Annotated in this window: 15 protein-coding genes and 1 pseudogene; 6 read left to right on the top strand and 10 right to left on the bottom strand. The window is 71.2% G+C overall.

Features of this window, described 5'->3' with window-relative positions:
* The first annotated feature begins 433 nt into the window (after positions 1-433).
* Positions 434-610, top strand: a complete 177-nt coding sequence (locus IG84_RS41255; RefSeq protein WP_157848940.1) for a hypothetical protein — start codon at positions 434-436, stop codon at positions 608-610.
* Positions 611-667: 57 nt separating this feature from the next.
* On the opposite strand, the gene IG84_RS0125370 is transcribed toward IG84_RS41255, so the two are convergent.
* Positions 668-1891, bottom strand: a complete 1224-nt coding sequence (locus IG84_RS0125370) for a DUF418 domain-containing protein (RefSeq protein ID WP_031061720.1) — start codon at positions 1889-1891, stop codon at positions 668-670.
* Positions 1892-2237: 346 nt separating this feature from the next.
* On the opposite strand from IG84_RS0125370, the gene IG84_RS0125365 reads away from it, so the two are divergent.
* A complete protein-coding gene (locus tag IG84_RS0125365) occupies positions 2238-2630 on the top strand; it encodes a DUF6153 family protein (RefSeq protein ID WP_031061718.1) in 393 nt (130 codons plus the stop codon).
* Positions 2631-2747: 117 nt separating this feature from the next.
* Positions 2748-3437, top strand: a complete 690-nt coding sequence (locus IG84_RS0125360) for a DUF305 domain-containing protein (protein WP_031061717.1) — start codon at positions 2748-2750, stop codon at positions 3435-3437.
* Between the two features lie 76 nt (positions 3438-3513).
* On the opposite strand, the gene IG84_RS0125355 is transcribed toward IG84_RS0125360, so the two are convergent.
* From IG84_RS0125355 to IG84_RS0125330, 6 genes are all read right to left on the bottom strand, one after another.
* Positions 3514-4803 (bottom strand): MFS transporter, encoded by a 1290-nt coding sequence (locus IG84_RS0125355; RefSeq protein WP_063761850.1) that lies wholly within the window; start codon positions 4801-4803, stop codon positions 3514-3516.
* 95 nt (positions 4804-4898) lie between these two features.
* Positions 4899-5684 (bottom strand): SDR family oxidoreductase, encoded by a 786-nt coding sequence (locus tag IG84_RS0125350; protein WP_031061713.1) that lies wholly within the window; start codon positions 5682-5684, stop codon positions 4899-4901.
* A 59-nt stretch (positions 5685-5743) separates the two neighbouring features.
* Positions 5744-6532 carry a glucose 1-dehydrogenase gene (locus IG84_RS0125345; protein ID WP_031061710.1) on the bottom strand — a complete coding sequence of 263 codons (789 nt, stop codon included), beginning with the start codon at positions 6530-6532 and terminating at the stop codon, positions 5744-5746.
* 58 nt (positions 6533-6590) lie between these two features.
* Positions 6591-8108 (bottom strand): FGGY family carbohydrate kinase, encoded by a 1518-nt coding sequence (locus IG84_RS0125340; protein ID WP_051862374.1) that lies wholly within the window; start codon positions 8106-8108, stop codon positions 6591-6593.
* Complete coding sequence (locus IG84_RS0125335; protein WP_051862372.1) at positions 8105-9100, bottom strand: transketolase family protein; 996 nt, start codon at positions 9098-9100, stop codon at positions 8105-8107. Before IG84_RS0125335 ends, IG84_RS0125340 begins: the two co-directional genes overlap by 4 nt.
* Positions 9097-9993, bottom strand: coding sequence for a transketolase (locus IG84_RS0125330; protein ID WP_078649363.1), 897 nt, complete (start codon positions 9991-9993; stop codon positions 9097-9099). Before IG84_RS0125330 ends, IG84_RS0125335 begins: the two co-directional genes overlap by 4 nt.
* Before the next feature lie 153 nt (positions 9994-10146).
* Here IG84_RS0125330 and IG84_RS0125325 point away from each other — a divergent pair, with 153 nt between their 5' ends.
* From IG84_RS0125325 to IG84_RS39025, 3 genes are all read left to right on the top strand, one after another.
* Complete coding sequence (locus IG84_RS0125325) at positions 10147-11100, top strand: sugar-binding transcriptional regulator (protein WP_031061698.1); 954 nt, start codon at positions 10147-10149, stop codon at positions 11098-11100.
* Between the two features lie 79 nt (positions 11101-11179).
* Positions 11180-12709: an ATP-binding protein gene (locus IG84_RS38200; RefSeq protein ID WP_051862371.1), complete on the top strand. Its 1530-nt coding sequence runs from the start codon at positions 11180-11182 to the stop codon at positions 12707-12709.
* Between the two features lie 13 nt (positions 12710-12722).
* Positions 12723-13280, top strand: a complete 558-nt coding sequence (locus IG84_RS39025; protein ID WP_051862370.1) for a hypothetical protein — start codon at positions 12723-12725, stop codon at positions 13278-13280.
* Between the two features lie 25 nt (positions 13281-13305).
* Here IG84_RS39025 and IG84_RS40055 read toward each other — a convergent pair.
* The 3 genes and pseudogenes from IG84_RS40055 to IG84_RS0125305 form a co-directional block, all read right to left on the bottom strand.
* Positions 13306-13548 (bottom strand): annotated as a pseudogene (locus tag IG84_RS40055) (VOC family protein); the annotation flags it as partial.
* Positions 13549-13824: 276 nt separating this feature from the next.
* The gene (locus tag IG84_RS39020) at positions 13825-14580 is read right to left on the bottom strand and encodes a GNAT family N-acetyltransferase (RefSeq protein WP_051862369.1); all 756 of its coding nucleotides are present in this window, start codon (positions 14578-14580) and stop codon (positions 13825-13827) included.
* Positions 14577-15350, bottom strand: a complete 774-nt coding sequence (locus IG84_RS0125305; RefSeq protein WP_051862366.1) for a thioesterase II family protein — start codon at positions 15348-15350, stop codon at positions 14577-14579. Before IG84_RS0125305 ends, IG84_RS39020 begins: the two co-directional genes overlap by 4 nt.
* Positions 15351-15448 lie beyond the last annotated feature (98 nt).

Here is a 15448-nt window from a genome sequence, read left to right as displayed (position 1 = left end):
GTCGGCGAGTGCGGCGAGATCATCGCGGCGCTCCGCGACGCTCGACGGGAAGGCGCGGGCGTTTTCGATGAGTGACTGCATGGTGGCCTGCCTTGTGCTCCTGGGGATGCGGACCGCGAAAGGGTGACGAGGAGTGGGCACGGCGTACGCGGTGTACGCCGCGGACGTGCGGGATGGCTCCTCCGCCGTGCTTACCTGCGAGCCGACTGCGTTGTGCGACCGGGGCGACGGCGCCGACGATGAGAGCGGCAGACGTGTCGAACGTATCCGTCGGCTGAGCCGTGCGGAGAGCGTCAGGGGGTGGGAACGGTGCGCCGAGGTGAGTGCACCGGAGATGTCAGCGGTAGGCGGCGCTGAATCGGAAGCCGCCGAGGCAGGTAGGTCGACGTCCACCCCTCTAAACTACTACACGGCTGGAATCGGACATCCCGCGATGACAGGAACCGACCCGGCCGAGCGCATCCGCCGCCTCATCAGGGCGACACCGCCGCAGGAGGCACTGGCGCCCGCCCTGAGCCTGGCCGTCGCAGCCGTCGTCCTCGCGCTCCCCGTGGCCCTGGCCTTGGCTCCCGCAGCGCTCCTGGCCGGCACCGCGCATTCCGGGTGCTGATTTCGCGAGGACGCGCGGTTCACACGAGGGACGGGCGGAACGTCCGTCGTGGGTGCTTCACTTGATGAGACGTGCGGGCTTCACCGCGGTGTACACCACGTACTCCAGCGGCCCGCGCCGGAAGAGCCGTGTCCACCCGACGGCCAGCAGCATGACGGCCACGGAGATACCGATCAGCGCCGGCAGGGACCCGGGGAGCCCCTCGCCCCACAGGGCCCAAATGGCCACGACGTGGAGAACATAGCTGGTCAGCGACATCATGCCGATCGCGGTGACCGGTGTGGCCAGGCGTGGCAAGCGCGGCAGCCGGTCCACGGCGATGAGGCATCCGGCCAGCACCGCGAGGGCGACGCCGGCATTGCCCAGGATCGACGGGGTCGTCTGGCTGTGCGGAGCGGCCACCAGCAGCCATTCGCGGAACGTGTCGGTGGGCTCGCCCACCTGCTCGGACCACCACGCGGAGGAGGGCGAAGGGCCGTCCGTCCCCGCGGCGATGGCGGCGTAGGCGTTCGGTACCAGGTGCAGGGCCAGCCATGAACCGCCGTAGCCGAGCACGGCCAGCGCGCAGCCGGTCAGGGCGAGGCGGACGCGTATCGCCGCGTTGGCGAGGTCGAGTCGGGCGACCGCCATGCCCGCGATCACGAACGGTAGCCACGTCAGGACCGGGTAAGCACCGGTGAAGAGGATGTCGAGCACACCGTCCGAGTCGGTGATCCCGGCCAGCGGATCACGCGCGATGACCGCATCGGCCCAACTGCCGTTATCGATCGACAGGTTGACCACGTACAAGAGCTGTGGCAGCACCAGTGTGCTCGCGGCGGCGATGGCGGCGAGAGATGCCGCGCGCAGCCGGTGGAGCGGGAGGGCGAGAAGGAAGAGGAGCGCGTAGCAGGCGAGAATCACATCGATCTCGGTGTTCAGAAGGATCAGGGCGATTCCCATGGCGAACAGGACGGCGGCGCGGATCACCACCCTTCCCATCGCCTGTCGGCCCGCACGGCCGGTCCTGGGATACGGGCGGCCGGTGAGGAGGATCAGGGAGAAGCCGGCGAGCAGGGCGAACAGGGCGGACGCCCGGCCGTAGGCGGTCTCCATCAGGAAGCCGAGCCACCCGCCGACCGAGGGATCGGGGCCCAAGTGGGCGGCGTACATTCCCAGTACGGCCAGGCCGCGGGCGAGGTCGACACCGATCAGCCGCCCGGTGGCCGGAGCGGCCGATGGCCGCGACGGCCGGATCGGTGCGGTGGTGGCCCCGCCCGCTAATGAGAAGTTGTGTGGCATGAGTCCAACATGAGCAATTTCCTTGAACCGGGAAACGGTGGGGCGATATTGGGCGGAATATCTACTGCCTTGCGCCGCGTGTTGTGGTCTTCGGGGCCCGGAGGAAAGCCTGTGACCCCATGACACTCACACGTCGTGCACCGGACTGCCGTACAGGAACAAAACGCGCCGGTGCCCGGGCGGACCGAGGAGAAGGCCATGGCGGTCCCCGCGATCATCGGGTTGAGCACTGACGGGCGGGGCCTGCGACGGGCAAAGCGGGAAGTGGGGCGCCGGTGCGTCTCGGCATCGGCCCGCGGCATAGCATGGCGGCGTGAGGAGTTCCGTACCGAGCACATCGCCCCGTGTGTCGACGCCGCCCGTCCGGCGGTGGCGCGCGCTGCTCGTGCTCGGTCTGCTGGCGGGGCTGCTGGGCATGCACGCCCTCGAGCCCGTCGCGGTTTCTGCGGCGACTTCTCACCAGCACCACGGCGCGGTGGCCTCCACGGTCCTCGCCGCTCACCACGGCGGCTGTGCCGACGGTGCCGACGGTTGTGGTTGCGGTACGCACCGCGTACATCACGCCGACGCGACCTGCGCGTCCGGCGCCGTCCCCGGCGGCCCCGTACTGCCCGACCTGGTTCCCGGCGTCCTCGTACCACCGGAAACCGCCGACGTACCCCGTGTTGCCGCGCCGACGAGCGAGCACGGCAGCCGGGCGCCGCCCTCACTGGCGGAACTACAGCTCCTGCGGATCTAGACACGCCACGAGGTACCGGGCCTCTTCAGCAGGCCGGTGCCTTACTGCGGCACGTCCAGAAACCACCAGAAACTGCAGAAATTCATCTGCAATCCTCTGAATCCAGGAGCTATGACCATGAAGCGCACGCGTTCCGTCGCCCGCCGTACCGCCCTCGCCGCAACGACTGTTGCGGCGGGCCTGATACTGGCCGCCTGTGGCAGCAACGACAAGGGCGGCAGCGGCCATGACGGCCACAACAGTGCGTCGAAGTCGCCCGCCACGTCGTCCTCGGCGAGCGCCTCGCCGGCCGCCGGCCCGCACAACGACGCCGACGTGTCCTTCGCCCAGAGCATGATCCCGCACCACCGCCAGGCCGTGGAGATGGCCGACCTGGCGCCCGCCCGGGCCTCCTCCGATGAGATCAAGGACCTCGCCAAGAAGATCAAGAACGCGCAGGACCCGGAGATCAAGACCATGTCCGGCTGGCTGAAGGGCTGGGGGGAGAAGGTGCCGGAGGCGTCGATGCCCGGCATGGACCACTCCGGGCACTCGTCCATGTCCAGCGACTCGCCCATGCCCAGCCACTCCGACATGCCCGGCATGATGTCGGGCAAGGACATGACCGAACTGAAGGCGGCGAAGGGCGCGGAGTTCGACAAGAAGTTCGCGGAGCTGATGATCGCCCACCACAAGGGCGCCGTGGGCATGGCGAAGACCGAGCAGAAGGACGGCCGCAACACCACCGCGAAGAAGCTCGCCGCCGACGTCATCAAGACCCAGTCCGCCGAGATCGACGAACTCCAGGACATCCTCGACCGGCTCTGACTCGCGGATTTCCCGGACCGTATCGGTTGCCGCCGCGCCTCGGCCTTGTCCTGCCGAGGCGCGGCGCGCCCGGTGATCAGCCGGATATGGGCTGTGGGTTCTCCTTCGCCGGGGCGGGCATCGCGTCCTCCCGGTACTGGGGGTCGGACGGGCTCTTGAGGAAGTGGGACATGAGTGCCGCGGCCAGGTAGAGGAGGGTGAAGACCCAGACCAGGCCGTGGACGCCTACGAGGGGGCGGAAGACGGCTACCAGGGCGGGGCCGACGAAGGCGGCGAGGCCGGCGCCGAGGCTGTAGACGGCGAAGGCGCTGCCGCGGTCCTCCGGGCGGCCCATCGACAGCAGCAGCGCGGGGATGGGGGTGAAGCCGGAGAGGATGAAGCCCCAGAACATCGCGCAGACCGTGGCGACCCAGAAGTTGTCCTTGAACGCCATCGGCCCGTAGTAGATGGCGAGGGTCGCGACCGCGCAGCCCACGCAGCCGAACCACGTCACCGTACGCCGCCAGCCGATCCGGTCGCCCAGTGCGCCGAAGATCAGGCCCGCGGGCAGGTTGGCCGCGAACATCAGCGTGACCATGAGCAGGTACTGCTGCAGCGTCAGCCCGATGGTTTTGGTGAAGAAGATCGGGAGGAAGACGAAGAAGCCGTACTGCGGCGCGGTGTTGATGATGCGGACGATGCCGGCCAGCGCGACCTTGGGGCTGCGCCACAGGATGTCGATACCGCCGATCATCTGGCCCTTGAAGGTGGCGTTCTCGACCATGGGGCGGCTGCCGGTGGGTTCCTTCAGGCCGAGGCAGGCCACCAGGGCGCCGGCGACGACGATGACCAGCGCCACCCACAGGGTGCCGTACTCGCCGACCAGCGGGATCGAACCGCTGGCGACGAGCGAGCCGAAGGTGGGCAGGCCGCCGGTGAAGCCGAACCAGAACCAGCCGATGGCCGTACCGACGCGCTTGACCGGCGCGACGGCGATGACCCAGATGAGGAAGCTGAAGGCGAAGAGGGGGTAGCCGAGGCCGCGGATCGCGTAACTCAGCAGGACGACGGTGTAGTTGTCGGTGGGCAGCGCGGCGGCGAGGAAGACGATCTGGAAGACGGCCCAGATGCCGGCGCCCAGCCACATGACGCGCTTGGGGCCCCACAGCGCGGACAGTGTGCCGGAGAACCAGGCGGCGATGGCGGCGGCGACGCCGTACGCGGTGATGACCGAGGCCGCCTGGCCGTCGGTGAATCCGCGGTCGGTGAGGAACGGCGAGAGGTAGTTGGATTCCACCCCGTCGCCGATCATGAAGAGCAGGAGGCCGGCGTAGCCCAGCAGGAGGGGACGGGGGAGGCCGAGGCGGGTGGTCCAGTGGTGGGACATGCGCGCTCCTTGCGGACAGAGCGGTGAAGGGGGAGGGGAGAAGAGAGGGGGGAGGGCGACGGTTGCAGGGTGTCACCGGCAGACGTGGTAGGGCGTCACCAGCAGACGTAGCCGCCGTCGACGATCAGGTCGACGCCGGTGCAGTACGCCGCCGCGTCGGAGGCGAGGAAGACGGCCGGGCCGACCAGGTCGGTGACCTCGGCGTTGCGGCCGAGCGGGGTGTCGCCCGCGTACGCTTCCATGCGCTCGATGATCTCGGGGCGGGTGTTCATCGGGGTGTACGTGTTGCCGGGGCTGATCGCGTTGACGCGGACGCCGCGGCGGGCCCACTCGGTGGCCAGGCTCTTGGTCAGGTGCACCACGCCGGCCTTGGAGGAGTTGTAGTGCGCCTGGGTGAGGCCGCGGTTGGCGATGGTTCCGGACATCGAGGCGATGTTCACGATGGAGCCGCCACCGTGCGCGAGCATCACCCGGGCCTCGGCCTGGGCGCTGAGGAAGACGCCGGTGAGGTTGACGTCGATGACCTTGCGGAAATCGGCCGCGTCCATGTCCTCGGCGGGGGTCGCACCGGCGATCCCGGCGGAGTTGACGGCCGCGCGGATCGGCCCGAGGGCATCGACGGCCTGTCCGACCGCCGCGGCGAGCGCGTCCGCGTCGGTGGTGTCGGCGCTGACGGCGAGCGCGCGGCCGCCCTTGGCGGCGATCTCGTCGGCGGTGGCCCGGGCCGCCTCGAGGTTGAGATCGAGACAGGCGACGTCGGCGCCACAGGCGGCGAATCCCAGGGCGATGCCGCGTCCGATGCCGCTGCCGGCGCCCGTCACGAGGGTGGACTTGCCATTGAGGGAGAAAGCGTCGGGGGAGAAGGTGCTCGAAGTGCTCATGGGGAGATCACTTTCGTACGGGGGAGAAGAGGTGAATGAGGCGCGCTGCAAGGGCCGCCTCAGCTCATGAACATGCCGCCGTCGATGTTGATCGTCTGGCCGGTGACGTACTCGGCCGCATCGCCGGCGAGGAAGAGCAGCACGTTGGCAATGTCGTCGGGGGTGCCGGCGCGGCCGGCCGGGATGCCCGCGACCCACTCCTTCATCAGTTCGCCGGGCCCGTAGTCGCCCAGCAGCTCGCCCCAGGCGCGGTCGTTGTAGTCCCACATGTCGCTGCCGACGATGCCGGGCGCGTACGCGTTGACCGTGATGCCCTCGGGTGCCAGCTCCTTTGCCAGGCTCTGGGTGATGCCCATGACACCGAACTTGGACGCCGCGTAGTGCGGGGTGTGGACGAAGCCCTGCCGGGACTGCCCGGAAGCCGCGTTGAGGATCCGGCCGCGGATATTCTGGCGGCGCATGGCCGCCGCGGCGGCCTGGGCGCAGAGGAAGACGCCCTTGGTGTTGACCGCCATCACCCGGTCCCAGTCCCGTTCGGTGAGGTCGGCGAGCCGGTGGATGCTGATGACACCGGCGTTCTGTACGGAGACATGGACGCCGCCGAAGGTCGACTCGGCCGTCTCGTACAACGCGTTGACCTGTGCCGGGTCGGTGACGTCGGTGGGAACGGCGAGCGCGCTGCCGCCACCGGAGGTGATGTGGTCGGCCGCTTCGTGGACCGCGGGGTCCAGGTCGGCGAGTACGACATGGGCGCCTTCGCCGGCGAAGCGCTCGGCGATACCGCGTCCGATCCCGCGGGCGGCGCCGGTGACGACCACCGTCTTTCCCGCATAACGCTGTTCGGTCATCGGTAAGTCCTCCAACTTCCTTGTTGTGAGGGGGGTGAGGGGTGTTAAGAGGGTGAATTCAGTGGACGGGGCCCCGCGAGCGGGTGACCGCGTCACGCCAGCCGCGCAGCCGCGCTTCCCGCCAGGTCTCGTCGTGAGTAGGGGCGAAGCGGGCGGGTCCGGCCGCGAGGGACGCGAGATCCGCTTCGTCCCACATTCCGAGGGCGAGGCCCGCAAGGTGGGCGGCGCCCAGCGCGGAGATCTCGGGACGGCCGGCGCGACGCACCGGCCGGCCGATCAGCTCGGCCTGGAAGGACATCAGCCGGTCATTGGCCGTGGGCCCGCCGTCCGTCCGCAGCTCGGCCACCGAGCCGCCGAGCGCGGTCCCGAAGCGGGCGAAGGCGTCCGCCACTTGGTACGCAAGGGACTCCACGGCGGCGCGGGCGATCTCGGCGGGGCCCGTGTTGGCACCGATGCCGATGAGCAGCGCGCGTGCTGAGCGGTCCCAGTACGGAGCGCCGAGGCCGTGGAAGGCCGGTACGAGGTAGAGGTCCTCGTCGCGTCCCTCGGCGGCCAGTTCGGCGATTCCGGCCGGGTCGGTGCCGAGCAGCCGGGCCGCCCAGCGCACCGCCGTACCGGCCGAGGCGATATTGGCCTCCAGCGCCTGCTCCGGGGCCCGGCCGGCCCGCTGCCAGGCGAGGGTACGGCTGACACCGTCCGGCGTCGGCGTACCGGGCGGGCAGAGTGCCATCAGCGAGGAGCCGCTGCCGTACGTCGCCTTCACCACGCCGGGCCGCCCCTGGCTCTGCGCGAAGAGCGCGGCGTGCGAGTCACCGAGCACCGCGCCGACCGGTACGCCGTCGGGCAGTATCGGCAGGCCGCGGGTGTGACCGAGCGGCCCGGTGGAGGGCACCACGCGCGGCAGTGCCTGCACCGGTACGCCGAACAGTTCCAGCAGGTCGGGGTCCCAGTCCCCGGTGTCCAGGCTGAGCAACTGCGTCCGGGAGGCGCAGCCCACCTCGGTCACCTCGCTGTCGCCCGCGGGCCCGGCCGTACCCTGCGTGAGGCAGCGCAGCAGCCAGGCGTCCAGCGTCCCGATGCGCAACTGCCCGGCACGGGCCCGGGTCCGGTCCGGGTCCAGCTCGTCCAGCAGCCACGCGGCCTTCGTCGCGGAGAACATCGGGTCCACGGGCAGTCCGCTGCGCTCGGTGATCAGCGCGGCGAAGGGGCCCCCGGCCAGCGTCCGGCATCGGTCCGCGGTCCGCCGGTCCTGCCAGCTGATCAGCCGGCTCAGCGGCTTCCCGGTGGCCGGGTCCCAGGCCATGACGGCCTCCCGCTGCACGCTCAGCGCGAGGCCCGCGACCCGGGCCCCGGGGCGCGCCTCGGCCAGCTCGCCGAGCACGCCCAGTACGCCGCCCCAGATGGCGGCCGGGTCCTGCTCGACGTGCCCGGGCTGCGGACGGTGCTCGTCCAGCGCACGGTACGCGGTAGCGATCACCTGCCCGGCGGCATCGACGAGCAGGGCCTTGGTGCCGCTGGTGCCCTGATCGAGGGCGATCAGGCAGTCGGCGGTGGCGGGCTTGGGCGTGCTGTTCACGAGGCCGCAGCTCCTGGGGCCGAGGGCGTACCGGCCGAAGCGGGCGTGGCCGCGTCGAGCAGCTCGTCCGCGGCGTGCAGCACACCCTCCGCGGTGATCCCGAAGTGCTCGGCGAGGAACGCGGCGCTGCCGGTGGGCGTGAACTCGTCCGCGACACCGAGCAGCCGCATCGGTACGGGATGGTGCGCGACGACCGTCTCGGCGACGGCGCTGCCGAGGCCGCCGTGCACGTTGTGTTCCTCGACGGTGATGATGCGGCCGGTCTCCCGGGCCGCCGCGAGCACGGCGTCCTCGTCGAGCGGCTTGATGGTCGAGAGGTTGAGGACGCGGGCGCTGACACCCGCGGCGGTGAGCTTGTCCGCGGCCTCCAGCGCGGCCGGAATGGTGGTGCCCGCGGCGATCACGGTGAGGTCGGACCCCTCGCGGAGGGTCGCGGCCTTGCCGACCTTGAACGGCACGTGCGGCTCGACGTCCGGGACGCCCGTACGGCCGATACGGATGAACACCGGCCCGTCGTACTCATGCGCCCACAGCAGCGCCTCCCGGGTCTCCGCCGGGTCGGCGGGCACCAGGACGGTCATCTCGGGGAGGGTACGCAGCCAGGCCAGGTCCTCGACGCTGTGATGCGTCGGGCCGAGCTGCCCGTACGCGAAGCCGGGGCTCATCGCGCAGAGCTTCACGTTGGTACGCGAGTACGCGACATCCGCCTTGATCTGCTCCAGCGCACGCCCGGTGAGGAAGGGCGAGGCGGCGCACACGTACGGGATACGGCCGCCGTTGGCCAGGCCCGCACCGGCGCCGACCATCGTCTGCTCGGCGATGCCGACGTTGATCAGCCGCTCGGGGAAGCGGCCGGCGAACTCCTTGAGGTTGCTGGAGCCGACCGAGTCGTTGCAGACGGCGACGGTGCGCGGGTCCTGCTCGGCCAGTTCGATGAGGGTCTGCGCGAAGACCTTGCGGCAGTCGTGCAGGGCGGGGGCGGCGGTGGTCATCGTGCGAGCTCCTGGAGGGCGGCGGCGGTCTGGTCGGCGGTGGGGACCTTGTGGTGCCACTCCGCGCGGTTCTCGATGAAGGACACTCCCTTGCCCTTGACGGTGTCGGCGATCAGACACACCGGGCGGTCCGCGTCCGGGCCATCCGGATGGGCGGACAGTGCCTGGTAGAGGGCCTCGTGGTCATGCCCGTCCACGTGCTGGACGGCGAAGCCGAAGGCGGCCCACTTGTCGGCCAGCGGCTCCAGGCCCGAGGTCTCCTCGGTGCCGGCGCCCTGCTGGAAGCGGTTGCGGTCGACGATCACGGTCAGGTTGGCCAGCTTGTGGTGCGCTGCCGACATGGCCGCCTCCCAGTTGCTGCCCTCCTGCAGCTCGCCGTCGCCGGTGAGGACGACCGTACGGCGGGCCGAGCCGTCGAGCTGGGCGGCGAGCGCGGTGCCGACGGCGACGGGCAGGCCGTGGCCGAGCGGCCCGGTGTTGGTCTCCACGCCGGGGATCTTGCGCCGGTTGGGGTGGCCGTTGAGCGCGGACAGCGGCTCCATGTACGTGTCCAGCTCGGCGTCGGCGAAGAAGCCCGCGTACGCGAGCGTGGCGTACAGGGCACCGGAGGCGTGGCCCTTGCTCTGGATGTACCGGTCGCGCTCGGGCGCCTCGGGGTGCTCCGGGTCGAGGTCGAGCACGGCCGTGTACAGCACGGCGAGGACGTCGGTCGCGGAGAAGTCGCCGCCGATGTGGCCCTGGCCGGCCCGGCTGATCATCTCCAGGTTCCGGCGCCGGATCGCCGCGGCGGCGTCACGCAGCGAACGAGCCCTGTCCTCGGCGGTGGCGGCGCGGAGCGCCTGCCGTGTGGCGCGGAGCCGGGAGGTCGCTCCGGGCACTGCAACGAGTGGCATGTGAATACCTATTCAGGCTAGAGTTTCTATTCAGCAGCAGTAAAACCCTGCGCCCTCGGGCCGTCAACCCCCTGATGGGGGGCGAGGTGACTCCCGTACCGTTGCCGTAGTCGATCAGCGCCCGGTGGGCGGCGCTGCGGGAAAGGAAGGCCGATGAGTTCTCGCGAAGAGCTGCGGGTGATGACCCGTGTAGCGCGCATGTACTACACGGAGGGCGTCCGGCAGCCCGAGATCGCGGCCCGGCTGGACCTGTCCCAGGCGAAGGTCTCGCGCCTGCTGAAGAAGGCCCAGCAGCAGGGCATCGTGCGCATCACCGTCGCGCCCGCGCCCGGCACCAACCCCGACCTGGAAGACGCGCTGCAGCAGCAGTACGGCGTCAAGCTCGCACTCGTCGTCGACACCGACCCCGAGGACGAGAAGAGCCTGATGGCAGACCTCGGCGCGGCTGCCGCGTACTACCTGGAAACCACCCTGCGCTCGGGCGACGTGGTCGGCCTCTCCTCCTGGAGCGCCACGCTGCTGGAGACGGTCGACGCCATGCAGCCGGTGCCGGGCCTGCGCGATGTGCGCATCGTCCAGGCAGTGGGCGGCGTCGGTGACCCCGCCGCCTCCGGCCACGCCTCACGCCTTACCGGGCGCCTCGCCGATCTCGTCCGCGGCGAAGCCGTCTACCTCACCGCCCCCGGCCTCGCCGGCTCCGCCGAGAGCGCCCGCGCCCTGCGCGAAGACCCCTTCACCGCCTCGACGTTGGAGCTCCTGGACCACCTCACCCTCGCCCTCGTGGGCATCGGCGAGGTGGAGCCCTCCAGCACCCTCGCGCAGAGCGGCAACGCGTACTCGCCCGACGAGCTCAAGTCCTTGGAGCGGCAGGGTGCGGTGGGCGATGTGTGCCTGCACTTCTACGACGCCCACGGGGCTCCGATGAACTCCCCGCTGGACGACCGGGTCGTGGGCATCACCACCGACCAACTCCGCGCCGTCCCGCGCACCGTGGGCATCGCCGGTGGGCGCCGCAAGCGCGACGCCATCCGAGGCGCCCTCCGCGGCGGCCTCATCGACGTCCTCATCACGGACCACGCCACGGCGCGGTCGCTGCTCGACGGCTGAGCCCGTCCTCGCGTTCGGGCATTGGCCATCCCTCCGTGCGGGAGGCTGGCACACTGCTGTTCACCACAGGGAACGGCACATGTACGGGGCGCACGGCGCAATGACGACGGAGCGGCTGCGGGGCGGGAAACGGCTCGGAAATCTGCCTGCGGAGACGACACGGCTGATCGGCCGCAGGGCGGAACTGAAAGCCCTACGGGAACTGTGCGAGCGTTCCCGGCTGGTGACCCTCGCCGGCGTGGGCGGAGTCGGCAAGACCCGGCTCGCCCGGGCTGTCGCGGCGGAGCTCCAGCCTCGGTTGCGGGACGGCGCCTGGCTGGTGGAGTTGTCGCCGCTGAGCGAGGGCGCTCTGCTGGCGCACACCATCGCCGACGCACTGCCGCTGGTCGACCAGACCACCCGGCCCGTGATCGACGTACTCGCCGACTATCTCGCCGACCGGGAAACGCTGCTCGTCCTGGACACGTGCGAGCACCTGACCGACGTCTGCGCGATGGCCGTCGAGGCGCTGCTGCGGGCCGCACCCGGCCTGCGGATCCTGGCCACCAGCCGCCGCGTCCTGAGCGTCACCGGTGAGCAAGTGCTGACGGTCGACCCGTTGCCCGTGCCGGTGACCGACGACCCGGCGGCCGGCGAGGCGGACGCGGTGACGCTGCTGGCCGAGCGGGCCGCCGAGAGCGTGCCCGGCTTCAGTGTCACCGACGACAACCGGGCCGACGTACTGGGGCTGTGTCGCCGCCTGGAGGGCCTGCCGCTGGCCATGGAACTGGCCGCGGCCCGGCTGCGCGAGCTGCCCGTACAGGAGCTGACCGCACGGCTGGAGGACCGCTTCGCCGTCCTCGGCGACACCGAGTGCATCAGGACCGACGCCGTACCCCCATGGCATCAGGCGCTGCGTACCGCCATCGGCTGGAGCCACGAACTGTGCGCCCCTGCGGAGCGGCTGCTGTGGGCGCGGCTGTCCGTCTTCGCCGGCACCTTCGACGCCGAGACGGCCCGTGCCGTGTGTGCCGACGGCCGGCTGCCGGCCGAGGAGATCCCCGCCCTGTTGAGCGCCCTGGTGGACAAATCGATCCTGATCTGGGCGCCGACCGGCGGCGGGGAGCGCTACCGGATGCTGGACACCCTCCGCGAATACGGCGCCGGATGGCTGCGCCGCCTGGGTGAAGAGGACGCGCTGCGGCGCCGGCACGGGGACCACTACCTGCGGCTGGCCCGGGCCGGGGACGCCGCCTGGACCGGGCCCGACCAGTTCGCCTGGAGCGACCGGATGAACGCCGAGCACGACGATCTGCGTGCCGCCCTGGAGTTCACGCTGGCCGAGTCGGAGGGCCGCACCGCGCTGGAACTGGCCGGGGCGCTGTGGTTCCTCTGGCACGGCTGCGGCTTCCCCAAAGAAGGGAAGCACTACCTGGAACGGGCCCTGGCCGCCGACCCCGGCCCGTATCCGGGCTCTGCACGCATGCGGCTTGACGCTGATGCCCTTGGGGGATGTGACCGGTATCGAGGCCCTGGCCGCCGAGTGCGCCGCCGAGGCCGGGCAGTTCGGCGAAGCCGAATCGCTCTTTGCGGCGGCCCTGGCCATGTAGCCGGCCGTCCTGCGAGGTGACCTGGTACAGGTGATGTCCTCGGCCGAGAAGCTGCTCGCTCCGCGACGACGCGGGGAACTGCCCACCTTCCTCACCCTGATGGCGCTGATGAGCGACTGCCACGCATTCATCATCATGGGGCGCATCGAGGAAGCCAGGGCCGTGCTGGACGAGTTGACCGTCGTCTGCGACCTGCTCGGCGAGCGCTGTCTTCGCGCCTGGGGCGATCTTTTCCGCGCTCAGGCCGAGCTGGCGCGCGGGCGGCCGGCGGCCGCGCAGCAGCACGCCAGGTCCCTCCTGGAGATGAAGCGCCGGCTGCACGACAGCCATGGCACCGCCATGGCCCTGGACGTGCTGGCCCGGGCCTCGGCCGCCGACGGCCAGGACACGCAGGCCGCGTACCTGCTCGGACTGGCCCAGCAGATCTGGGACACCCTCGGCCGGCGCCAGGCAGGCATCCGCGAATGGGTCGCCGCCCGCGAAGCCTGCGAACAGCAGACCCGCGCCGCCCTCGGCGACGACGCCTACCGGCTCGCCTTCGCCGCCGGCTACGAAACCGATCTGGACACCGGCATCGCCTCGTTCGAGTGACTCGGGGCCCGGACCGGGTGTCCTGCTTCATGTGCACGATCTGGATCAGGTTGCCGCAGGTGTCGTCCAGGACCGCGGTGGTGACCGTGCCCATGTCCACCGGCTCCTGGGAGAACCGCACCCCGAGCCCGCGCAGCCGGTCGTACTCCGCCTGTACGTCGTCCACGGCGAAGGAGGTGGCCGGGATGCCGTCCTTGACCAGCGCCGTCTTGTACGGCTGCACTGCGGGGTGGCCGGAGGGCTCGAGCAGCAGCTCGGTCCCCTCGGGGGAGATCTTCACGGGTGCTCTCCGGTGCCTCGGGCCCAGGGGTTCGGTGGTCCAACCTGAGCAAGCAGTCGGGTCAGGTTGGGGAGCCCGGGCCGGGCGGGAGGTGGACGGTCATGATCAGGTGGCAGGTCCGTCGCCCCCCCGGGGGGGGCCGGCCCCTCAGCGGGTGGCCCGCTGATCGTCGGTCGGGCGGCCTCCTCGGCCGTCTCCCTGGCCGCGGCGGGGGTGATGTACCTCAGGCTGGGCACCGCACGTCGGCGCCTGAGGGCCGGTACCTCACCAGGTGTCGAACTCCACGGTGGTGAATTCCTGGACCGTGCGGAAGCCCAGGCGGTGGTAGACGCGGCGTGCGTTGTGGTTGGTGGAGTCGAGGGCCAGGACGCAGCAGGACGGGTCGCGTTGCAGTGCCCGGCGTGCCAGTTGCGCGGTGACCGCCGCCGCCAGCCCTCGGCCCCGGTGCGCGGGAGCGGTGGCGATCGATGCGAGGGAGCGCAGGGCCGTGCCCGGTTTGCGCACCATGGCTCCTACGGCGATCAGCGTGCCGTCCGGGTTGCGGATGCCCGCCCACAGTTCGGCTTCGGGGGCGCCGGGGCGTACGGAGTGCTCGGGGCTGGCCGCGGTGAGGAGCGCGGTGATCTCCGCGCCTGCCTCCATGGTCACCGGCACCACCCGCTCCTCGGCGGGCTGCGGCGGCGGCGCATCGTGCAGGGCCAACAACTCCCACTCCTGCGCGGTGCTTTGGGCTCCCGGCACCTCGGTTCCGCGGGGCACCGTGACGAGGTACGGGGGCTCGGCGCGGTCCGCGAGGACACGAGCGACCAGCTCCGCGACGGCGTGCGGATCGCCGATCGCGGTGAGGCTGCCGTCCGGCTCGTCCGGGGTGCCGGTGCCGTAGCAGACGGCGCCGGGCAGCAGCCGGCCCGGCCCGGTCCACGACGGGCCGATGACGCTCCTGGTCCACAGGTCGTCGGTGGCGGCCAGGATCTCCGCACCGGTGCACGGGCCGGTGCCCGCGTACACGTTCACGGTCACCGTGCGGCCGCCAGTTCGGCGAGGCGGGTGTCGATGTCGCCCACCACGTCGGCGGCGTGCGGGACGAGGAAGAAATGGCCGCCGGGGAACGCGCGGGCCGCGAACCGTCCGGGGCTCACATCGGCCCAGGCCAGTACGGACTCCGTGGGGTTGTCGACGTCGTCCTCGCCGTAATACGCGGTGAGGGCCACCGGGAGCGGGCGCAGCGTCGCCTGCGTGGCGTAGGAGTCCACCAGCCGGTAATCGGCCCGGATCGAGGGCAGGACCAGATCGAGCAGGTCCGGGATGTCCAGGGCCGCGGCCAGCGGCCCGCCGCGGCGGCGCACGTCGGACAGCAGTTCATCGTCGGGCCGGGAACCCAGATCGGAAGCGCGCAGCCGGTGCGGGGCCGCGCGCCCCGAGACCAGCAGCATGTCCGGGCCGGGCCGGCCGCTGTCCGCCAGCCGCCGCGCGACTTCGTATGCCACCGAGGCCCCCATGCTGTGCCCGAAGAATGCCGTCGGCCCGGTCAGGAGCGGCGCGACGGCGTCCGTGAGGGGCCCGGCGAGTTCCGCCATGTCGCGCGCACAGGATTCGCCGATGCGGTCCTCGCGGCCGGGATAGCACACGGCGAGAACGTCGATGTCCGGGGCGAGCCACTGCGGCCATTCGCGGAAGAAACTGGCGGCGCCGCCGGCGTGCGGAAAGCACACGAGCCGCACGCGGGGATTCGGCACCCGGCGCAGGCTGCGCAGCCAGGACGTGCCGGCAACGGCATCGACGGGGCTCATTGCAGGTACCTCCGGGTCCGGGGACGGCCTTCGCGGAACAGCGCGGGCATGCACGCACCTCGGCACACCCGGCGCCCGGACATTACAAGGCCCGCTTA

It is taken from the genome of Streptomyces ochraceiscleroticus (genome assembly GCF_000720485.1).
GTDB lineage: Bacteria > Actinomycetota > Actinomycetes > Streptomycetales > Streptomycetaceae > Streptomyces > Streptomyces ochraceiscleroticus.
Note: the sequence above shows the minus strand (reverse complement) of the source record. Positions and strands in the feature narration are given on the sequence as shown.